Source organism: Ruegeria sp. BE10 (genome assembly GCF_056538905.1).
This window is the reverse complement of sequence record NZ_JBQFTX010000002.1, coordinates 242,393-257,013: the sequence shown is the minus strand read 5'-3', so window position 1 is coordinate 257,013 and position 14,621 is coordinate 242,393. Positions and strand designations below refer to the sequence as shown.

Sequence of the window (14,621 nt, the reverse complement as noted above, 5' to 3'; positions counted from 1 at the left end):
ACTTAACGCGTCAATTCCTTCATTCCCTGCTCCAGTCCGGCCAGGGTCATCGGCACCATGCGATCCTCAAAAATTTCCTGGATCATCCCGATCGAGTGGGTGTATTCCCAGTATTTCTCGGGCAACGGGTTGATCCACAGGTTTGACGGCCATTGTTCGCGGGCGCGTTGCAGCCAGACCTGTCCGGCCTCTTGGTTCCAATGTTCGTTGGCGCCGCCTGGATAGGCGATCTCGTAGGGGCTCATCGAGGCATCGCCGACAAAGATGCATTTGTAGTCCGAGCCATAGGTGCGCAGCACCTCATGCGTGGGGGTCTTCTGATCCCAACGGCGGCGGTTGTCGCGCCAGACGCCTTCGTACAGGCAATTGTGAAAGTAGTAGTACTCCAGATGCTTGAACTCGGTCCGGGCGGCCGAGAACAGTTCTTCGACCACTTTGATATGCGGATCCATTGAGCCGCCGACGTCCAAAAACAGCAGCACTTTGACAGCGTTGTGGCGTTCGGGGCGGGTTTTCACATCCAGATAACCATGTTCGGCTGTGGCTCGGATGGTGCCGTCCAGATCCAGCTCTTCCGCCGCACCTTCACGCGCCCAGCGACGCAGGCGTTTCAAGGCGACCTTGATATTGCGCGTGCCCAGTTCAACTGTGTCGTCCAGGTTTTTGAATTCACGCTTGTCCCAGACCTTGACCGCACGCTGATGGCGGCTCTCGTCCTGACCGATGCGTACGCCTTCGGGATTATATCCATAGGCTCCGAACGGAGAGGTGCCAGCGGTGCCGATCCATTTGTTGCCACCCTGATGGCGGCCTTTCTGATCCTTGAGGCGCTCGCGCAGCGTCTCCATCAGTTTGTCGAATCCGCCCATGGCTTCGATTTCGGCTTTTTCTTCTTCTGAGAGGTGTTTTTCGGCCATCTTTGCCAGCCAATCGGCGGGAATGTCGACTGCTTCAAGAACCTGTTCAAAGCTGATCTCGTCCAGCCCTTCAAAACTGGCGGCAAAGGCGCGGTCGAACTTGTCGATGTTGCGTTCATCTTTAACCATCGATACGCGGGCGAGGTAGTAAAACGCCTCGACATCATATGTGGCCAGACCCTTTTTCATACCCTCAAGAAAGGTCAGGTATTCGCGCAAGGATACGGGAATGCCCGCTTTTCTGAGATTTTCGAAAAAGGGCAGGAACATGGGTCAGACCACAAAACGTATGAGTATAAGGGACAGAACAAGACCGACCAATGCAAAGGCAATGCCATACCCGGCTGCATATTGCGCCATGTCGGCGCCGGTGCCGTTGCGCTTGCGCGCTGTCATCGCCCCAAGGATTGCCCCCAAAATCGCCATTCCCAGAATTACGACCATGCGTTATCCGCCTCTGTTGTTGGGGGATCCTTCCGCAACTTCCTGATTAAGCGACCGGACCACCGTTTCCGAGCCGAACCCGTAACGTGCCCATCCCAGACTGTCCAGCCTGACAGAGCGTGCCTCAGCCGTCCGACCCGCCTGATTAAGGGCTTCGGATTTCAGAAGCAACAATGTCGCCAGTTGCGAGGCATTTTCGGCCCGCATCATTACGTCGATGGCCTTATCCAATTCAGGCAGGGCTTCGGGGCCTTTGCCTAGTGCTAGTGCGAAAGCGGCAGTCTGTGTAGTGATATAGGCCTGATGGATTTCGGTGCCGGGGGTTGCGCGCAAGTATTGCAAAGCGGTCTGATAATTGCGCAGCGCGTCCTGCGGTTTGTCGAACTGACCCATCCGCCCCATCAGGTAAAAGGGATAGGCGCGGCGATGATCGGTCCAGCCCTGTTCCTGACCGATCCGCGCGGCCTTTTGCGCGGCCCGCAGGCGCCGTTGCGTATTCAGTTGCGGGCGCAGGGATTTTTGAACCGCATTGATCCATTCACGCGGCGTTTCAGATAGCGGCTGCATTGGTATGTTCTCGCCACGTGGGTTCAGGCGTCTCAGAATACCGGGTAGGGCGGCCTTAACCTGTTCGCTTGTCATTCCGCTGCGCAGTTCGGGCGCGTAGGCCGTGCGCAGGATCAGCATGTCGAACCCGGTCAGGACAGTATGGATATTGTCATCGTTGAACACTGAATCCGGCAGATGATACAGATCGTTCAGCGGTCCCAGTGACTGCGCAATCTCTTCATGCAGGCAATCGCGTTTTTCCTGCGGGCTGACGTCGTATGGAATAAAGATGCCCAGACGTTCGCGGCTGCGCAGCCGGCTCCAGCTGCTTATCTGTTTGCGCCGGTTGCGGCGGTACTCTTCAAGGCTCGAAGAGTTCGGCACCACGAAACAGGCCGCCTGTGGCAGAATTTCGTGGATCTCTGCCTGACTGACGGCTTCGATTGTGATGTTGGCCGTGCCGTCCGAAATCTGTTGAATGTCGATCCCGGCCTCGCGGCGCAGGCGGGTCAGCAATTGAGTCAGGTCGCGCTGCATCGAGGGCGTAGGTGAGCCGGTCAGACGCACGGTGATCGGCGTTTCAAACCGCGTGAATACCGGCAGTTTCGCGCCCCCTTCCAACGCGAAATGTAACGATACGAAATCCGCCGCGATATTGGCGTTCGACCGGCCCGGTGGCATCGGGAACGCGCGGGTGAATGTCTTGGCCGGGGGCAACGTCTCTTCAATCGCCTGCACGCGGGTCGGTACTTCGGTCGTCTCAACCGTTGCGCAGCCTGCCAGCGCCACACCTGCAACAAGGGCCACCCATCGCATCATGGGCGCTGATACCGGATAAAGGGCGTCTGTTTGCCGATGCGATCATAAAGTTTGCGGGCGGTGTGGTTGAAATCCTGCGTCAGCCAATAGACTGACGACGCGCCCTGTCGGTCGGCCTCGTCATACACCGCCTGAATCAGGGTGCGGCCGACTCCGGAACCACGCGCCTGGGGGCGGGCGAACAGGTCTTGCAAGTAGCACACGGATTCAACCTTCCACGCGTGGCGGTGGAAAAGGTAATGCGTGAGACCAACAAGCCGCCCGTTTTGTTCCGCAACAAAACATGAGAAATCGTGCGGATCGTCGCCCAGCAATCGTGCGAAGGTGCTGTCATAGATCTCATCTGCGACCGTTGTTTCATAAAACGCCAGATAGTCGCGCCACATGTCGGACCATTCAGCGCGGTCTTCGGGCCGCAAGGCGCGGATGGTCAAAGTGTCAGTCAATCACAGGGTCCCATCTGATCCGGTTATAGGTAGCCCGGATAAACCGGACCGCCACCTGCAATGCTGACAGCCAGACCTGTCCAAAGCAAGCTGCGATAACCAGATGTTCAACAGGTTTAGCGTTTGCTGCGCGCCATAAAGGCCAGTCGCTCGAACAGATGCACGTCCTGTTCGTTCTTCAGCAACGCACCGTGCAGCTTGGGCAAAGCGTTCGCACCATCGCGTTTCAGGTCTTCGGACGTCAGGTCTTCGGCCAACAGCAGTTTCAGCCAATCCAGCACTTCGGAGGTTGAGGGCTTTTTCTTCAGCCCCTGCGTTTCGCGGATTTCATAGAATTGCGTCAGGGCAGTGGTCAGCAACGCATTTTTGATACCGGGGTGGTGGACCTCGACGATCCGGCGCATGGTCGCCTCGTCAGGGAAGCGGATATAGTGGAAGAAACAGCGGCGCAGAAACGCGTCGGGCAGCTCCTTTTCATTGTTCGAGGTGATGATGACGATGGGGCGGTGTTTGGCCCGGATGGTTTCACCAGTCTCGTAAACATGGAACTCCATCTTATCGAGTTCCTGCAGCAGATCGTTGGGAAACTCGATATCCGCCTTGTCGATCTCGTCAATCAGCAGAACAATCTTCTCGTCGGCCTCAAACGCCTGCCACAGCTTGCCTTTGCGGATGTAGTTGGACACGTCGTGCACGCGTTCCTCACCCAGCTGACTGTCACGAAGCCGGCTGACCGCATCGTATTCGTACAGACCTTGTTGCGCGCGGGTGGTGGATTTCACGTTCCACTCGATCATGCGCAGCCCCAGTGCGCCTGCCACCTGTTTGGCCAGTTCTGTTTTGCCCGTGCCGGGTTCCCCCTTGACCAGCAGGGGGCGTTCCAGCGTCACGGCAGCATTCACCGCAATGGTCAGGTCATCGGTGGCAACATATTCGGCGGTGCCTTGGAAACGTGCGGTCATGGGCCCCTCGTTTGGTTTTGCGCAATCTGTGTTGTTCGGGTTACAGAGAGGCGATGATTTTGACAAGCGGGCCACGGCGTCGCGGGATCAGATTTTCGTAACGACTCCAATCCCTTTTGTGTGATTCGACGTCCGGCGGGTGCCGTATCTGTTGGGGATTGCCAAATTTTCGCCTGACAATTTCCACAGTATAACAAGGTTTTGTTGTTATTTGTCTCATATTTAGACATGCCGGGGACGTGACGTATTAAGACGACGTTTGTGTAGTGACATTCGTGCGTGCGTCGGATACATGCACCGCAGAAGGGAGTGCCAAATGTCAGGTCAAACAACAGCAACCGACGTTACTGGCCATACCGAGGGAGCAAAAATGAAGCAGGAAGTTTTTCTGCCGGAGGATTATCGCCCGGCCGAAGATGAACCTTTCATGAATGACCGTCAGCTTGAGTATTTTCGCCGCAAGCTGCTGGATTGGAAGAATGAACTATTGGCGGGCAGCCGCGACACGATCGAAGGGCTGCAGGACAACACCCGTAACATTCCGGACGTTGCAGACCGCGCAAGCGAGGAAACAGATCGCGCGCTGGAGCTGCGGACCCGCGACCGTCAGCGCAAGCTGGTTGCCAAGATCGACTCGGCCCTGCGTCGCATCGAAGAGGGCGAGTACGGCTATTGCGAAAAGACGGGCGATCCGATTTCGCTGAAACGTCTGGATGCGCGTCCAATCGCGACCATGACGCTTGAGGCGCAGGAACGTCACGAGCGTCGCGAAAAGGTCCACCGCGACGATTGATCGCTGGAACTTTGGTACTAATTCAAACGCCGGGGCCTGTTGCTCCGGCGTTTTTGCGTTATGCCGGTGCCATGGATATCAACGGTCTGAAATTCAGTGTCATCGGCGGCGGAATAGGGGGGCTGGCAGCCTCTTTGGCACTGCGGCAACGCGGGGCGCAGGTCACGGTTCTTGAGCAGGCTCCGGCTCTGACTGAGGTTGGCGCAGGATTACAGATTAGCGCCAACGGCATGGCGGTTTTGCAGGCGCTGAATGTGTTAGGAGATAAGCCCGAGGGCGGGCAGTTATCGCACGGCACAATTCTGCGAGATTATCGCAAAGGTCGAGTAATAAGCCGTATTTCCGCACCGGCGGCCGGACCGACCTACTATTACCATCGCGCGGATTTGCTGGACCTGTTGCGCCGGGCGGCTTTAGAGGCGGGCGTTACTATCCAGCTGGGCGCGCAGGTGGCGCAGGTTCTCCAACATCCGGCAGAGGCGGAAATCGTTCTCAATGACGGCGAACGCTTGCGGTGCGAATGTGCTATCGCGGCGGACGGGGGCCGCAGCATCATACGTCCGACCCTGAACGGGCCAGAGGCCCCTCAGTTCACGCACCAGATTGCCTGGCGTGCGACTATCCCCTTGTCAGAACGAGAGGAGATGCCTTGCGCCTCACTGACAATGGGGCCTGGACGCCACGTCGTCACCTATCCGTTGCGCGATCAGCAACTGATGAATGTGGTGGCAATTGAGGAACGCTCGGACTGGCAAGAGGAAGGCTGGCGACTGCAAGGCGATCCGAATGATCTGCGCGCGCGTTTTGCCGATTTCGGGGGGCCAGTGGGTGATATTCTGTCTGACGTGACCGAAACCCATCTTTGGGCCCTGTTCCTGCGGCCTGTGGCGCAAAGCTGGCAGAACGGGCGGTTGGCGCTGCTTGGTGACGCGGCGCATCCTACCTTGCCGTTCATGGCGCAAGGCGCCTGTTTGGCGTTAGAGGATGCGTGGATTCTAGCCCGCACCTTCGAAGAACAACCCGATGTGACACAAGCTCTTGCTGCCTATGAAACCCGCCGTCGCTCAAGGGCCAAACGGGTTGTGGCTGCCGCCGGAGCCAACGCGCGAAATTTTCACCTGCGCGGTCCCATGCGACTGGCGGCACAGATGGTGCTGATGGCCGTTGGACCAAGGCTTTCGAAAAAATACGAGTGGATCTACGCCTACGACCCGACCGCATGATTGATTACAGGTCGAGCTGAACCCAGACTGGCACGTGGTCCGACGGTTTCTCATGCCCGCGCACGGCTGCATCAATCTGGCAATCTTGCATCAGATCGGCAGCCTGAGGTGTCAGCAGAAAGTGATCGATACGAATGCCATCGTTTTTGTTCCACGCACCCGCCTGATAGTCCCAGAATGAGTAGTGACCAGGTCCTTGCGTGCGGGCCCGAAACGCTTCGGTAAAGCCCAGATTGAGGATTTTGCGAAACGCCGCACGGCTTTCCGGTCGGAACAAGGCATCCTCGCGCCAGGCATCCGGGCGGGCGGCATCTTCGGCCTGTGGGATGATGTTGTAATCTCCCGCCATAAGTGCCGGTTCTTCGCTGGCCATCAGTTCGCGCGCCCGATGATACAGCCGTTCCATCCAGGCCAGCTTATAGTCGTATTTCGGTCCGGGTACCGGGTTGCCGTTGGGCAGGTACAACCCGCAAATCCGCAGCGCTTGCCTGCCGATCACGGTTGCTTCGATCCAACGCGCCTGTTCGTCCTCATCATCTCCGGGCAGGCCACGGGACACATCCTCAAGTGGAAGTTTTGATAAGATGGCGACGCCGTTAAAACTTTTCTGGCCGTGGGTTTCGACGTTATAACCACGTTCCTCGAATATCTCGCGCGGGAAGTTTTCATCGACCGACTTGATTTCCTGCAAGAGGACGACGTCAGGTTGTGCTTCGTCAAGCCACCGGGGCAGAGCTTCGGCCCGCGCTTTGATGCCGTTGATGTTAAACGTGGCGATTTTCATGCGCGATCCTCCGGCTGACTGCCGGTTGATCTATCCCTCAACCGTGCGGGCAGGGCAAGGTCACATTGAAAAAGACGTACCGCAGCCGCAGGATGAGGTCGCGTTGGGGTTTTCGATCACAAACCGCGCACCAATCAGTTCCTGCGTGAAATCGATCACTGCATTTTCCAGAAACGGCAGAGAAATCGAATCGACAATGACCTTTTGGCCTTTGCCTTCCAGCACAAGATCGTCGTCTTTGGGTTCGTCCAGCGCGATTTCGTATTGAAAACCGGAACATCCGCCGCCTTCCACTGCGACGCGCAGGGCCTGACCCTGATCCGCTGCGCCAATCTCGGCCAGACGGTCAAAGGCGCGTTCTGTGACTGTGGGGGGCAGATTCATGCCGGTCTCCAAAGGTTTATTTCCTTTACGCCTTACAATATAGAAATTGCAAGGACAGGCGACAAGGATAAGGCCTTTGGACAGAGCAGGTTTTGCCTCGGACCCAGGTCGCGCAAGGGGGCGGCTAGTACCTGAGGAGGAAAGCAGTTTCCGGTCATGCTTTCAGCGCGACCGGGATCGGATCATTCATGCCAGCGCGTTTCGGCGGCTGAAACACAAGACACAGGTGTTTGTTGAACATGAAGGCGACAGTTACCGCACGCGCCTGACGCATTCTATCGAAGTGGCACAGGTGGCGCGCACGATTGCCGGGGCATTGGGATTGAACCCCGAACTGACCGAAGCCGTGGCATTGGCGCATGATCTAGGGCACACGCCCTTTGGTCATACCGGAGAGGACGCCTTGCACGCTTTGATGGAGCCATACGGCGGCTTCGATCACAATGCGCAGGCCATTCGGATCGTCACCAAGTTGGAACGCCACTATGCCGAATTCGACGGCTGCAATCTGACATGGGAATGTCTGGAAGGCATAGCCAAGCATAATGGACCTGTGACAGGCGAATTGCCGTGGGCGCTGGCCGAGTGCAATGGCGGTTTTGACCTTGAACTGCACACCCATGCCAGTGCCGAGGCACAGGTGGCCGCGCTGTCTGACGATATAGCCTATAACAATCATGATCTGTTGGATGGGCTCAGGGCCGATCTGTTCACGGACGCGGAAATTCAGCAATTGCCCATCGTCGGTGATTGCTATGCGGAAGTGGACCGCAAATACCCCGGTCTGGACCCGTATCGGCGCAGGCACGAAGCATTGCGTCGCGTGTTTGGGGTGATGGTTTCGGATGTGATCGACACCTCGCGCGACCTGATCGCTGAGTCTGGGGCGCAAACGGTCGAAGATATCCGGCATCTGGGTTATCCGGTGATCCAGTTCTCGGCAGGGCTTTGGGCGCAACTTAAAGAGATCCGCGCCTTCCTGTTTTCGCGGATGTATCGTGCGCCCAGCGTCATGAAGGTCAGGGCCGAAGTGTCTGCGGTCGTTGAAGAATTATTCCCGATCTACTTGAACGATCCCAAACAAATGCCAGCCCATTGGCACGGCGATATAGAAGCGGCCCGGGATGAGACGGTGCTGGCGCGGATTGTGTCTGACTACATTGCAGGTATGACCGACCGCTTTGCCTTGCAGGATCACAAAAGGCTGACGGAGCGGTCGTCACTCGATGCCGATATAGGCTAGTGCCCAAACCTGTTGCCCGGATTGCTCGTCCGCCAGATCAGCATCATCTGTGGGCGGAAAAACGATCATCGTAGGGCCATAGCCGCCGATCCCCATCGGACTGCCATCCGCATGGGTTGCCACGATGGGTTGGTGCGCCTGAATACTGTCCCATGGGATTTCGGACTGGTATCCATCCATCGCCATTGGTTTGGCAGTCTTCCCTTCGGCCCCTGCCATGACCATCACATCCGACAAAAGCGGACCAGAGAAGGCGACGTCGCGCTGATTGTCTTCGGGGCCGTAGGCAATTGTGATCTCCACTTGCGCTAGACCGTCAAGCATCGCGGCGTCAAATCCGGCGCCGCCGCTGTGCTGCACTTCGAGATAACCCAGCAGACCACCATCATTTTCACCCCGAGCCGGTAAGTTGGTTTCCGTCACCGCCCCGCCCAGCGTCAGAAGAACATGGCCCTGCGGCGCGGGCATATCGGCCCAGACCGGGATCGAAGTGGTCAGGACGAATGCAAGGGGCAGGGCAAGACGCATGGAACGATCTCCGAGGTTAGGAATTTCCTGTGACCTTAGCCCGGTTTACCGCTAATCCAAGCGGAAACTGATCGCTTCCATTGACCTTGCCGCTTTGCGTGGTAAACCGCCGGGCAAGCAAAAGGACATCCGAAATGAACCTGTTTTCCGAGATCCGCGGCCTTGTACTGGACGCGCTGGCACAGATGCAGTCCGAAGGCGCGCTGCCCGAGGGGCTGAGCTTTGACAATGTGGCGGTCGAACCACCGCGTGATGCCGCGCATGGCGACATGGCGACAAACGCCGCGATGGTGCTGGCGAAGCCGGCTAAGATGAAGCCGCGCGACATTGCCGATGTGTTGGCCGGAAAGCTGGCGGCGGATGACCGGATCACCAGTGCCGAGGTTGCGGGGCCGGGCTTTTTGAACCTGCGGTTGGCGCCTTCGGTTTGGCAGGGTGTTCTGGCGGCAGTGTTGGAGAAAGGCACGGATTATGGCCGCTCGACTATGGGGCAGGGGCAAAAGGTCAACGTGGAATATGTGTCGGCGAACCCGACTGGGCCGCTGCATGTTGGCCATACGCGGGGCGCGGTGTTTGGCGATGCGCTGGCAAGCTTGTTGGCCTATTCCGGCCATGATGTGACCCGCGAGTACTATATTAACGACGGCGGTGCGCAGGTCGACGTGTTGGCACGCTCGGCCTACGAGCGCTATCGCGAAGCCAATGGGTTGAGCCCCGAGATTGCCGAAGGCTTGTATCCGGGCGACTACCTGATCCCAATCGGCGAAGCGCTGAAAGAGAAATACGGCGACAGCCTGATCGACAAGCCGGAAAGCGAATGGCTGGATGATCTGCGCGAGTTCTCGACCGACGCGATGATGGACCTGATCCGCGCTGACCTGAAGGCGCTGGGCGTAGAGATGGATGTGTTCTTCTCGGAAAAATCGCTCTATGGGACGGGCCGGATCGAGGCCGCGTTGGAATCGCTGACCGAAAAGGGCCTGATCTATGAAGGCGTTCTGGAGCCGCCAAAGGGCAAAAAGCCCGAGGATTGGGAGCCGCGCGAGCAGACCCTGTTCAAGTCCACCGAACATGGCGATGACGTCGATCGCCCGGTGAAGAAGTCGGACGGCAGCTGGACCTATTTCGCCCCGGATATCGCCTATCATTATGACAAGGTGACCCGTGGCTTTGATGCACTGATCGACGTGTTTGGCGCGGACCACGGCGGCTATGTCAAACGGATGAAGGCAGCAGTATCGGCGCTGTCTGATGGCAAAGTGCCGCTGGATATCAAGCTGACCCAGCTTGTGAAGCTGTGGAAGAACGGCGAGCCATTCAAGATGTCCAAGCGGGCCGGGAACTTTGTCACCCTGCGGGATGTGGTCGATCAGGTTGGGCCGGATGTGACCCGCTTCGTGATGCTGACTCGTAAGAACGACGCGCCCCTGGATTTCGATTTCGACAAGGTGCTTGAGCAGAGCCGCGAGAACCCCGTGTTCTACGTGCAATACGCCCATGCCCGCGTGATGAGCGTGCTGCGCCGCGCCGCCGAGGCCGGGATTGTCGCTGATGACGTGACCCTTGCGGGTGCGGACCTCAGCAAGAACGATCACGTTTCGGAACTGACCGTTGCCAAGAAGCTGGCCGAATGGCCCCGTTTGGTTGAGATTGCCGCGCGCACGAATGAACCGCACCGGGTTGCCTTCTACCTGTATGAGCTTGCAGGAGACTTCCACGCGCTGTGGAATAAGGGCAACGACGAGACTCACCTGCGTTTCATCCAGGATGGCGATGTTGCCACAAGCCAGTCAAAAATCGCATTGGCCCGTGCCGTTTCTGTTGTGATTTCAGCGGGCTTGGGTATTCTTGGCGTTACCCCGGCGCAGGAGATGCGGTAACAAACACCGCCCGAAGCACCGGTGCGAGGTAGGCAAGAAATGACCCGCGCGCCTTATTTTCTGGCGCGAATCGGGCGGTGAGGCGGACATGGCACGTTACGATTACTCGGGGCAGATGCGCCCCGAGCAGATGCATTACACGAATCAACCACATCCTCAGGATGGGTATGACTATTCCGACGACATGCACGGGTATGAAGAAGCGCCGCGCGCGGCGGGTCTGGGTCGTATCGTAAACGCGCTGGGCGCGGTTGCGTCCCTGGCATTGGTCGCTGGCATTGGTGTTTGGGGTTACAAGCTGGTGATGCGCGATGTTAGCGGCGTACCGGTCGTACGTGCCATCGAAGGGCCCATGCGCATTCAGCCAGAAAGCCCCGGTGGAACACCTGCCGATCATCAAGGACTGGCCGTCAACACAGTAGCCGCGGTCGGAACTGCTGCACCACCGGCGGATCGTCTGATCCTTGCGCCGCGCCCGGTGTCCCTGTCGGATGAGGACACGCCGGTTGAGCCTCTGAAGCCCACCCCGGCCGTGCATGTGGTGCAGGAAGAGATTTCTGGTCAGGAGGCTGCGCAATTGCGCCAGGGTTCGGTAGACGCTCTGGTCGCCGAACTGGCTGGTGATGCGGCACAATTCGACCAACCGACCGAGCAGGGCGTGCAACTGGCCTCTTTGGTCGTGCCCGAAGAAGAGCCCGCGATTGACCCCGCTGATCTGGCCGCACAGTTGCCCGATCCGGAACTGGCCGCACTGCCGGGGGTTCGCCGGTCTTTGCGCCCCAACACGCGCCCGGCCCGTTCTACACCCAGCGGGATCACCACCAGCAGCAGTACTGAAGACGCGATCAACGCTGCGGTCAAAGCTGCTGTGGGGCTGGATATTGACCCGGACACATTGTCCAAAGGCACGCGCATGGCCCAGCTTGGGGCCTATGAAAGCACGGATGTAGCGCGGGCTGAATGGGATCGCCTGAATGGCCGTTTCGGTGAATATATGGATGGAAAACAACGTGTTATCCAGAAAACCTCACGTGGTGGTCGAACCTTTTATCGTTTGCGGGTTCTGGGATTTGACGACCTGAGCGACTCGCGTCAGTTCTGCGCTGCCCTCGAAGCACAAGGCGCCGATTGTATCCCGGTGGCCGCTCGGTGAGTTTCGGCGCGGCAATCACTGATGCCGAAGGCTTGCGCCTGACGCCCGAAGAAAAAAGTCTGTTTCAAGAAATGAACCCGTTTGGGTTCATTTTGTTTGCCCGCAACATCGATACCGCCGATCAGATCCGTGCCCTGTGCGACGACTTCCGCGAGGCTGTGGGACGCAATTGCCCGATCACCATTGATCAGGAAGGCGGCCGCGTGCAACGGCTGCGCGCACCACTGGCACGGGAATGGATGCCACCGCTGGATCATGTCGCGGGCGCGGGGGATCAGGCTGAACGCGCCATGTATCTACGCTATCGCCTAATCGCGAATGAGCTGTTTGAGCTGGGGATCGACAGCAATTGTGCCCCGATGGTGGATCTGGCGCGTGATGATACGCATGCCTTTCTGAAGAACCGCTGCTATGGATCTGATTCAACAACAGTTTCCGGGATCGGAAAGGCGGTTGCTAATGGGCATCTGGATGGTGGTGTTCTGCCAGTGATCAAGCACATGCCAGGCCACGGCCTGTCCACGCTGGACAGCCACCACGACCTGCCACATGTCGATCTGACGCAAGACGCATTGGAAGAGACCGATTTCGCGCCGTTCCGTGCCTTGAACGACCTGCCGATGGGGATGACGGCGCATTTGGTTTATGACCGGATCGACCCACAACCGGCTACGATTTCACCCACAATGATCGGTCTGATCCGTGACAAGATTGGGTTTGATGGCCTGATCATGACCGATGATATCTCGATGAAGGCCCTCAGCGGCGCACCCGAGGAGATTGCCCGTCAGGCGCTCAACGCCGGGTGCGACGTGGTTTTGCATTGCAACGGCTCGTTTGAAGCCCGCGCCAAAGTGCTGGAAGCCGCCGGAGAAATGACCGAGCAGGCCGAGATACGCGCAGAAAAGGCGCTGGCAATGCGGCAAAAGCCTGCGGAACTTGACATCCCCGCGACTGAGGCGGAACTATCTGCCCTAATGGGCGGGCAGGTAAATGAACGATAACCTTTTCAGCGAAGACCCGGTCTCGGTCGCGGATCGCCTTGCGGCCGAAGCCCTGATCGTTGACGTCGACGGGTTCGAAGGCCCGTTGGACGTGTTGTTGACCCTGTCGCGGACACAAAAGGTCGACCTGCGGAAAATCTCGGTTCTAGCGCTGGCGCAGCAATATCTGACTTTTGTTGAAAAAGCCCGGGCTCTGCGGATTGAATTGGCAGCTGACTATCTGGTTATGGCGGCGTGGCTGGCCTTTTTGAAATCCCGCCTGCTGCTGCCCCCTGATCCGGATGACGAGGGTCCGTCAGGTGAAGAACTGGCCGCGCATCTGGCGTTTCAGCTAGAGCGCTTGCAGGCCATGCGTGATGCTGCGGCCCGCTTGATGGCGCGGGACCAGCTGGGCCGCGATTTCTTCAAACGCGGGCAGGGCGAGGATGTCACCCGCATCCGCACTGTGACTTATTCGGCAACCCTGCTGGATTTGATGCAGGGGTACGCTCGCATCCGCACACGCGACGAATTCCGCCCCTTCGTGATGGACCGTGACGCCGTGTTCACGATGGAACAGGCGCTGGAGCGGATGCGCCCCCTGATCGGCTTTGCGGGCACCTGGACGGATATGGAGACCTATCTGCCCGATGGTTGGGACGCGGACCCTGTCCGCAAACGCTCGGCCACGGCGGCGACCTTTGCGGCCTCGCTGGAATTGGTGAAAGAAGGACATATGGAGATCAAGCAGAGCGAGACCTTTGCCCCGATCCATCTGCGCAAGAGGACTGACACACGTGACTGACGCCCCCGAAGACGAAGGCACCGGCACCCTGTTCGAAGCGCCGCCGCTGGCAGAGCAAGAGCGCATGGTCGAGGCCGTGCTGTTCGCCAGCGCCGAACCGGTGACTACCTCTGATCTTGAGGCCCGGATGCCTCATGGCAGCGACGCGGCGCAAGCCGTTGAAATGCTTCAGAAACGATATGAAGGGCGCGGCGTGCGGGTGGTCAAGGTTGGCGAGGCCTGGGCCATTCGAACCGCCCCCGATCTGGGCTTTTTGATGCAAAAAGAAACAGTTGAAACCCGCAAACTGAGCCGTGCGGCCATCGAAACGCTGGCTATCGTGGCCTACCACCAACCCTGTACGCGGGCTGAGATTGAAGAAATTCGCGGTGTTTCGGTCTCACGCGGGACGATCGACCAACTGCTGGAAATGGAGTGGATCAGGTTAGGCCGTCGCCGAATGACACCGGGCCGTCCGGTGACATTCGTGGTGACGCCGCATTTCTTGGACCATTTCGGGCTTGAGAACGCTCGCGACCTGCCGGGGCTCAAGGAACTGCGCGCCGCTGGCTTGCTGGAAAACCGGCCACCGCCGGGCACCATCCCACTGGGCGAGGGGCGCGAAGAAGAGCAGGATGAAGATCAGACCGAACTGTTCGAGGAAGAGTGATCAAACGACCCTTTTGGTGTCACACAATTCGCCTATGTTGAGGGTCAGAAAACGGAGTT

At 58.4% G+C, this 14,621-nt stretch carries 16 protein-coding genes; 8 read left to right on the top strand and 8 right to left on the bottom strand.

Features of this window, described 5'->3' with window-relative positions; genetic code table 11:
- Positions 1-2: 2 nt before the first annotated feature.
- The 5 genes from ACR0M2_RS06640 to ACR0M2_RS06620 all read right to left on the bottom strand — a co-directional run bounded on the left by ACR0M2_RS06640 (position 3) and on the right by ACR0M2_RS06620 (position 4,137).
- Positions 3-1,187: a vWA domain-containing protein gene (locus ACR0M2_RS06640; RefSeq protein ID WP_480704342.1), complete on the bottom strand. Its 1,185-nt coding sequence runs from the start codon at positions 1,185-1,187 to the stop codon at positions 3-5.
- Positions 1,188-1,190: 3 nt separating this feature from the next.
- Positions 1,191-1,361 carry a hypothetical protein gene (locus ACR0M2_RS06635; RefSeq protein ID WP_170348993.1) on the bottom strand — a complete coding sequence of 57 codons (171 nt, stop codon included), beginning with the start codon at positions 1,359-1,361 and terminating at the stop codon, positions 1,191-1,193.
- A 3-nt stretch (positions 1,362-1,364) separates the two neighbouring features.
- Positions 1,365-2,726, bottom strand: a complete 1,362-nt coding sequence (locus ACR0M2_RS06630) for a DUF2927 domain-containing protein (RefSeq protein WP_480704536.1) — start codon at positions 2,724-2,726, stop codon at positions 1,365-1,367.
- Positions 2,726-3,175, bottom strand: a complete 450-nt coding sequence (locus ACR0M2_RS06625) for an N-acetyltransferase family protein (protein ID WP_480704341.1) — start codon at positions 3,173-3,175, stop codon at positions 2,726-2,728. The genes ACR0M2_RS06630 and ACR0M2_RS06625 overlap by 1 nt, the downstream gene beginning before the upstream one ends.
- A 116-nt stretch (positions 3,176-3,291) precedes the next feature.
- Entirely contained in the window at positions 3,292-4,137 is an 846-nt protein-coding gene (locus tag ACR0M2_RS06620) for an AAA family ATPase (protein WP_480704340.1), read from the bottom strand.
- 370 nt (positions 4,138-4,507) lie between these two features.
- On the opposite strand from ACR0M2_RS06620, the gene dksA reads away from it, so the two are divergent.
- Both dksA and ACR0M2_RS06610 read left to right on the top strand, forming a co-directional pair.
- Positions 4,508-4,930 carry an RNA polymerase-binding protein DksA gene (dksA, locus tag ACR0M2_RS06615; protein ID WP_170348990.1) on the top strand — a complete coding sequence of 141 codons (423 nt, stop codon included), beginning with the start codon at positions 4,508-4,510 and terminating at the stop codon, positions 4,928-4,930.
- Between the two features lie 71 nt (positions 4,931-5,001).
- A complete protein-coding gene (locus tag ACR0M2_RS06610) occupies positions 5,002-6,153 on the top strand; it encodes an FAD-dependent monooxygenase (RefSeq protein WP_480704339.1) in 1,152 nt (383 codons plus the stop codon).
- 4 nt (positions 6,154-6,157) lie between these two features.
- On the opposite strand, the gene xth is transcribed toward ACR0M2_RS06610, so the two are convergent.
- Both xth and ACR0M2_RS06600 read right to left on the bottom strand, forming a co-directional pair.
- The gene (gene xth / locus ACR0M2_RS06605) at positions 6,158-6,937 is read right to left on the bottom strand and encodes an exodeoxyribonuclease III (RefSeq protein ID WP_480704338.1); all 780 of its coding nucleotides are present in this window, start codon (positions 6,935-6,937) and stop codon (positions 6,158-6,160) included.
- Between the two features lie 60 nt (positions 6,938-6,997).
- Positions 6,998-7,321: a HesB/IscA family protein gene (locus tag ACR0M2_RS06600; protein WP_170348987.1), complete on the bottom strand. Its 324-nt coding sequence runs from the start codon at positions 7,319-7,321 to the stop codon at positions 6,998-7,000.
- Between the two features lie 76 nt (positions 7,322-7,397).
- On the opposite strand from ACR0M2_RS06600, the gene ACR0M2_RS06595 reads away from it, so the two are divergent.
- Complete coding sequence (locus ACR0M2_RS06595; RefSeq protein ID WP_480704337.1) at positions 7,398-8,564, top strand: deoxyguanosinetriphosphate triphosphohydrolase; 1,167 nt, start codon at positions 7,398-7,400, stop codon at positions 8,562-8,564.
- On the opposite strand, the gene ACR0M2_RS06590 is transcribed toward ACR0M2_RS06595, so the two are convergent.
- Positions 8,541-9,092, bottom strand: coding sequence for a putative pterin-binding protein (locus ACR0M2_RS06590; protein WP_170375714.1), 552 nt, complete (start codon positions 9,090-9,092; stop codon positions 8,541-8,543). The two genes, ACR0M2_RS06595 and ACR0M2_RS06590, sit on opposite strands and share 24 nt — an antisense overlap.
- Before the next feature lie 134 nt (positions 9,093-9,226).
- On the opposite strand from ACR0M2_RS06590, the gene argS reads away from it, so the two are divergent.
- From argS to scpB, 5 genes are all read left to right on the top strand, one after another.
- Positions 9,227-10,972, top strand: coding sequence for an arginine--tRNA ligase (gene argS, locus ACR0M2_RS06585; protein WP_480704336.1), 1,746 nt, complete (start codon positions 9,227-9,229; stop codon positions 10,970-10,972).
- 88 nt (positions 10,973-11,060) lie between these two features.
- Positions 11,061-12,125 carry an SPOR domain-containing protein gene (locus tag ACR0M2_RS06580; protein ID WP_480704335.1) on the top strand — a complete coding sequence of 355 codons (1,065 nt, stop codon included), beginning with the start codon at positions 11,061-11,063 and terminating at the stop codon, positions 12,123-12,125.
- Positions 12,122-13,129 carry a beta-N-acetylhexosaminidase gene (gene nagZ, locus ACR0M2_RS06575; RefSeq protein WP_480704334.1) on the top strand — a complete coding sequence of 336 codons (1,008 nt, stop codon included), beginning with the start codon at positions 12,122-12,124 and terminating at the stop codon, positions 13,127-13,129. Before ACR0M2_RS06580 ends, nagZ begins: the two co-directional genes overlap by 4 nt.
- Positions 13,119-13,913, top strand: a complete 795-nt coding sequence (locus ACR0M2_RS06570; protein ID WP_170348981.1) for a segregation and condensation protein A — start codon at positions 13,119-13,121, stop codon at positions 13,911-13,913. The genes nagZ and ACR0M2_RS06570 overlap by 11 nt, the downstream gene beginning before the upstream one ends.
- Positions 13,906-14,562, top strand: coding sequence for an SMC-Scp complex subunit ScpB (gene scpB / locus ACR0M2_RS06565; protein WP_170348980.1), 657 nt, complete (start codon positions 13,906-13,908; stop codon positions 14,560-14,562). Before ACR0M2_RS06570 ends, scpB begins: the two co-directional genes overlap by 8 nt.
- The last annotated feature ends 59 nt before the right edge of the window (positions 14,563-14,621 follow it).

Coding starts and splice junctions, on each gene's coding strand:
- ACR0M2_RS06570 (WP_170348981.1), top strand. CDS start 13,119: ATGAACGATAACCTTTTCAGCGAAGACCCGGTCTCGGTCGCGGATCGC.
- ACR0M2_RS06635 (WP_170348993.1), bottom strand. CDS start 1,361: ATGGTCGTAATTCTGGGAATGGCGATTTTGGGGGCAATCCTTGGGGCG.
- ACR0M2_RS06620 (WP_480704340.1), bottom strand. CDS start 4,137: ATGACCGCACGTTTCCAAGGCACCGCCGAATATGTTGCCACCGATGAC.
- ACR0M2_RS06630 (WP_480704536.1), bottom strand. CDS start 2,726: ATGCGATGGGTGGCCCTTGTTGCAGGTGTGGCGCTGGCAGGCTGCGCA.
- ACR0M2_RS06580 (WP_480704335.1), top strand. CDS start 11,061: ATGGCACGTTACGATTACTCGGGGCAGATGCGCCCCGAGCAGATGCAT.
- ACR0M2_RS06590 (WP_170375714.1), bottom strand. CDS start 9,092: ATGCGTCTTGCCCTGCCCCTTGCATTCGTCCTGACCACTTCGATCCCG.
- argS (WP_480704336.1), top strand. CDS start 9,227: ATGAACCTGTTTTCCGAGATCCGCGGCCTTGTACTGGACGCGCTGGCA.
- dksA (WP_170348990.1), top strand. CDS start 4,508: ATGAAGCAGGAAGTTTTTCTGCCGGAGGATTATCGCCCGGCCGAAGAT.
- xth (WP_480704338.1), bottom strand. CDS start 6,937: ATGAAAATCGCCACGTTTAACATCAACGGCATCAAAGCGCGGGCCGAA.
- ACR0M2_RS06600 (WP_170348987.1), bottom strand. CDS start 7,321: ATGAATCTGCCCCCCACAGTCACAGAACGCGCCTTTGACCGTCTGGCC.
- ACR0M2_RS06640 (WP_480704342.1), bottom strand. CDS start 1,187: ATGTTCCTGCCCTTTTTCGAAAATCTCAGAAAAGCGGGCATTCCCGTA.
- ACR0M2_RS06610 (WP_480704339.1), top strand. CDS start 5,002: ATGGATATCAACGGTCTGAAATTCAGTGTCATCGGCGGCGGAATAGGG.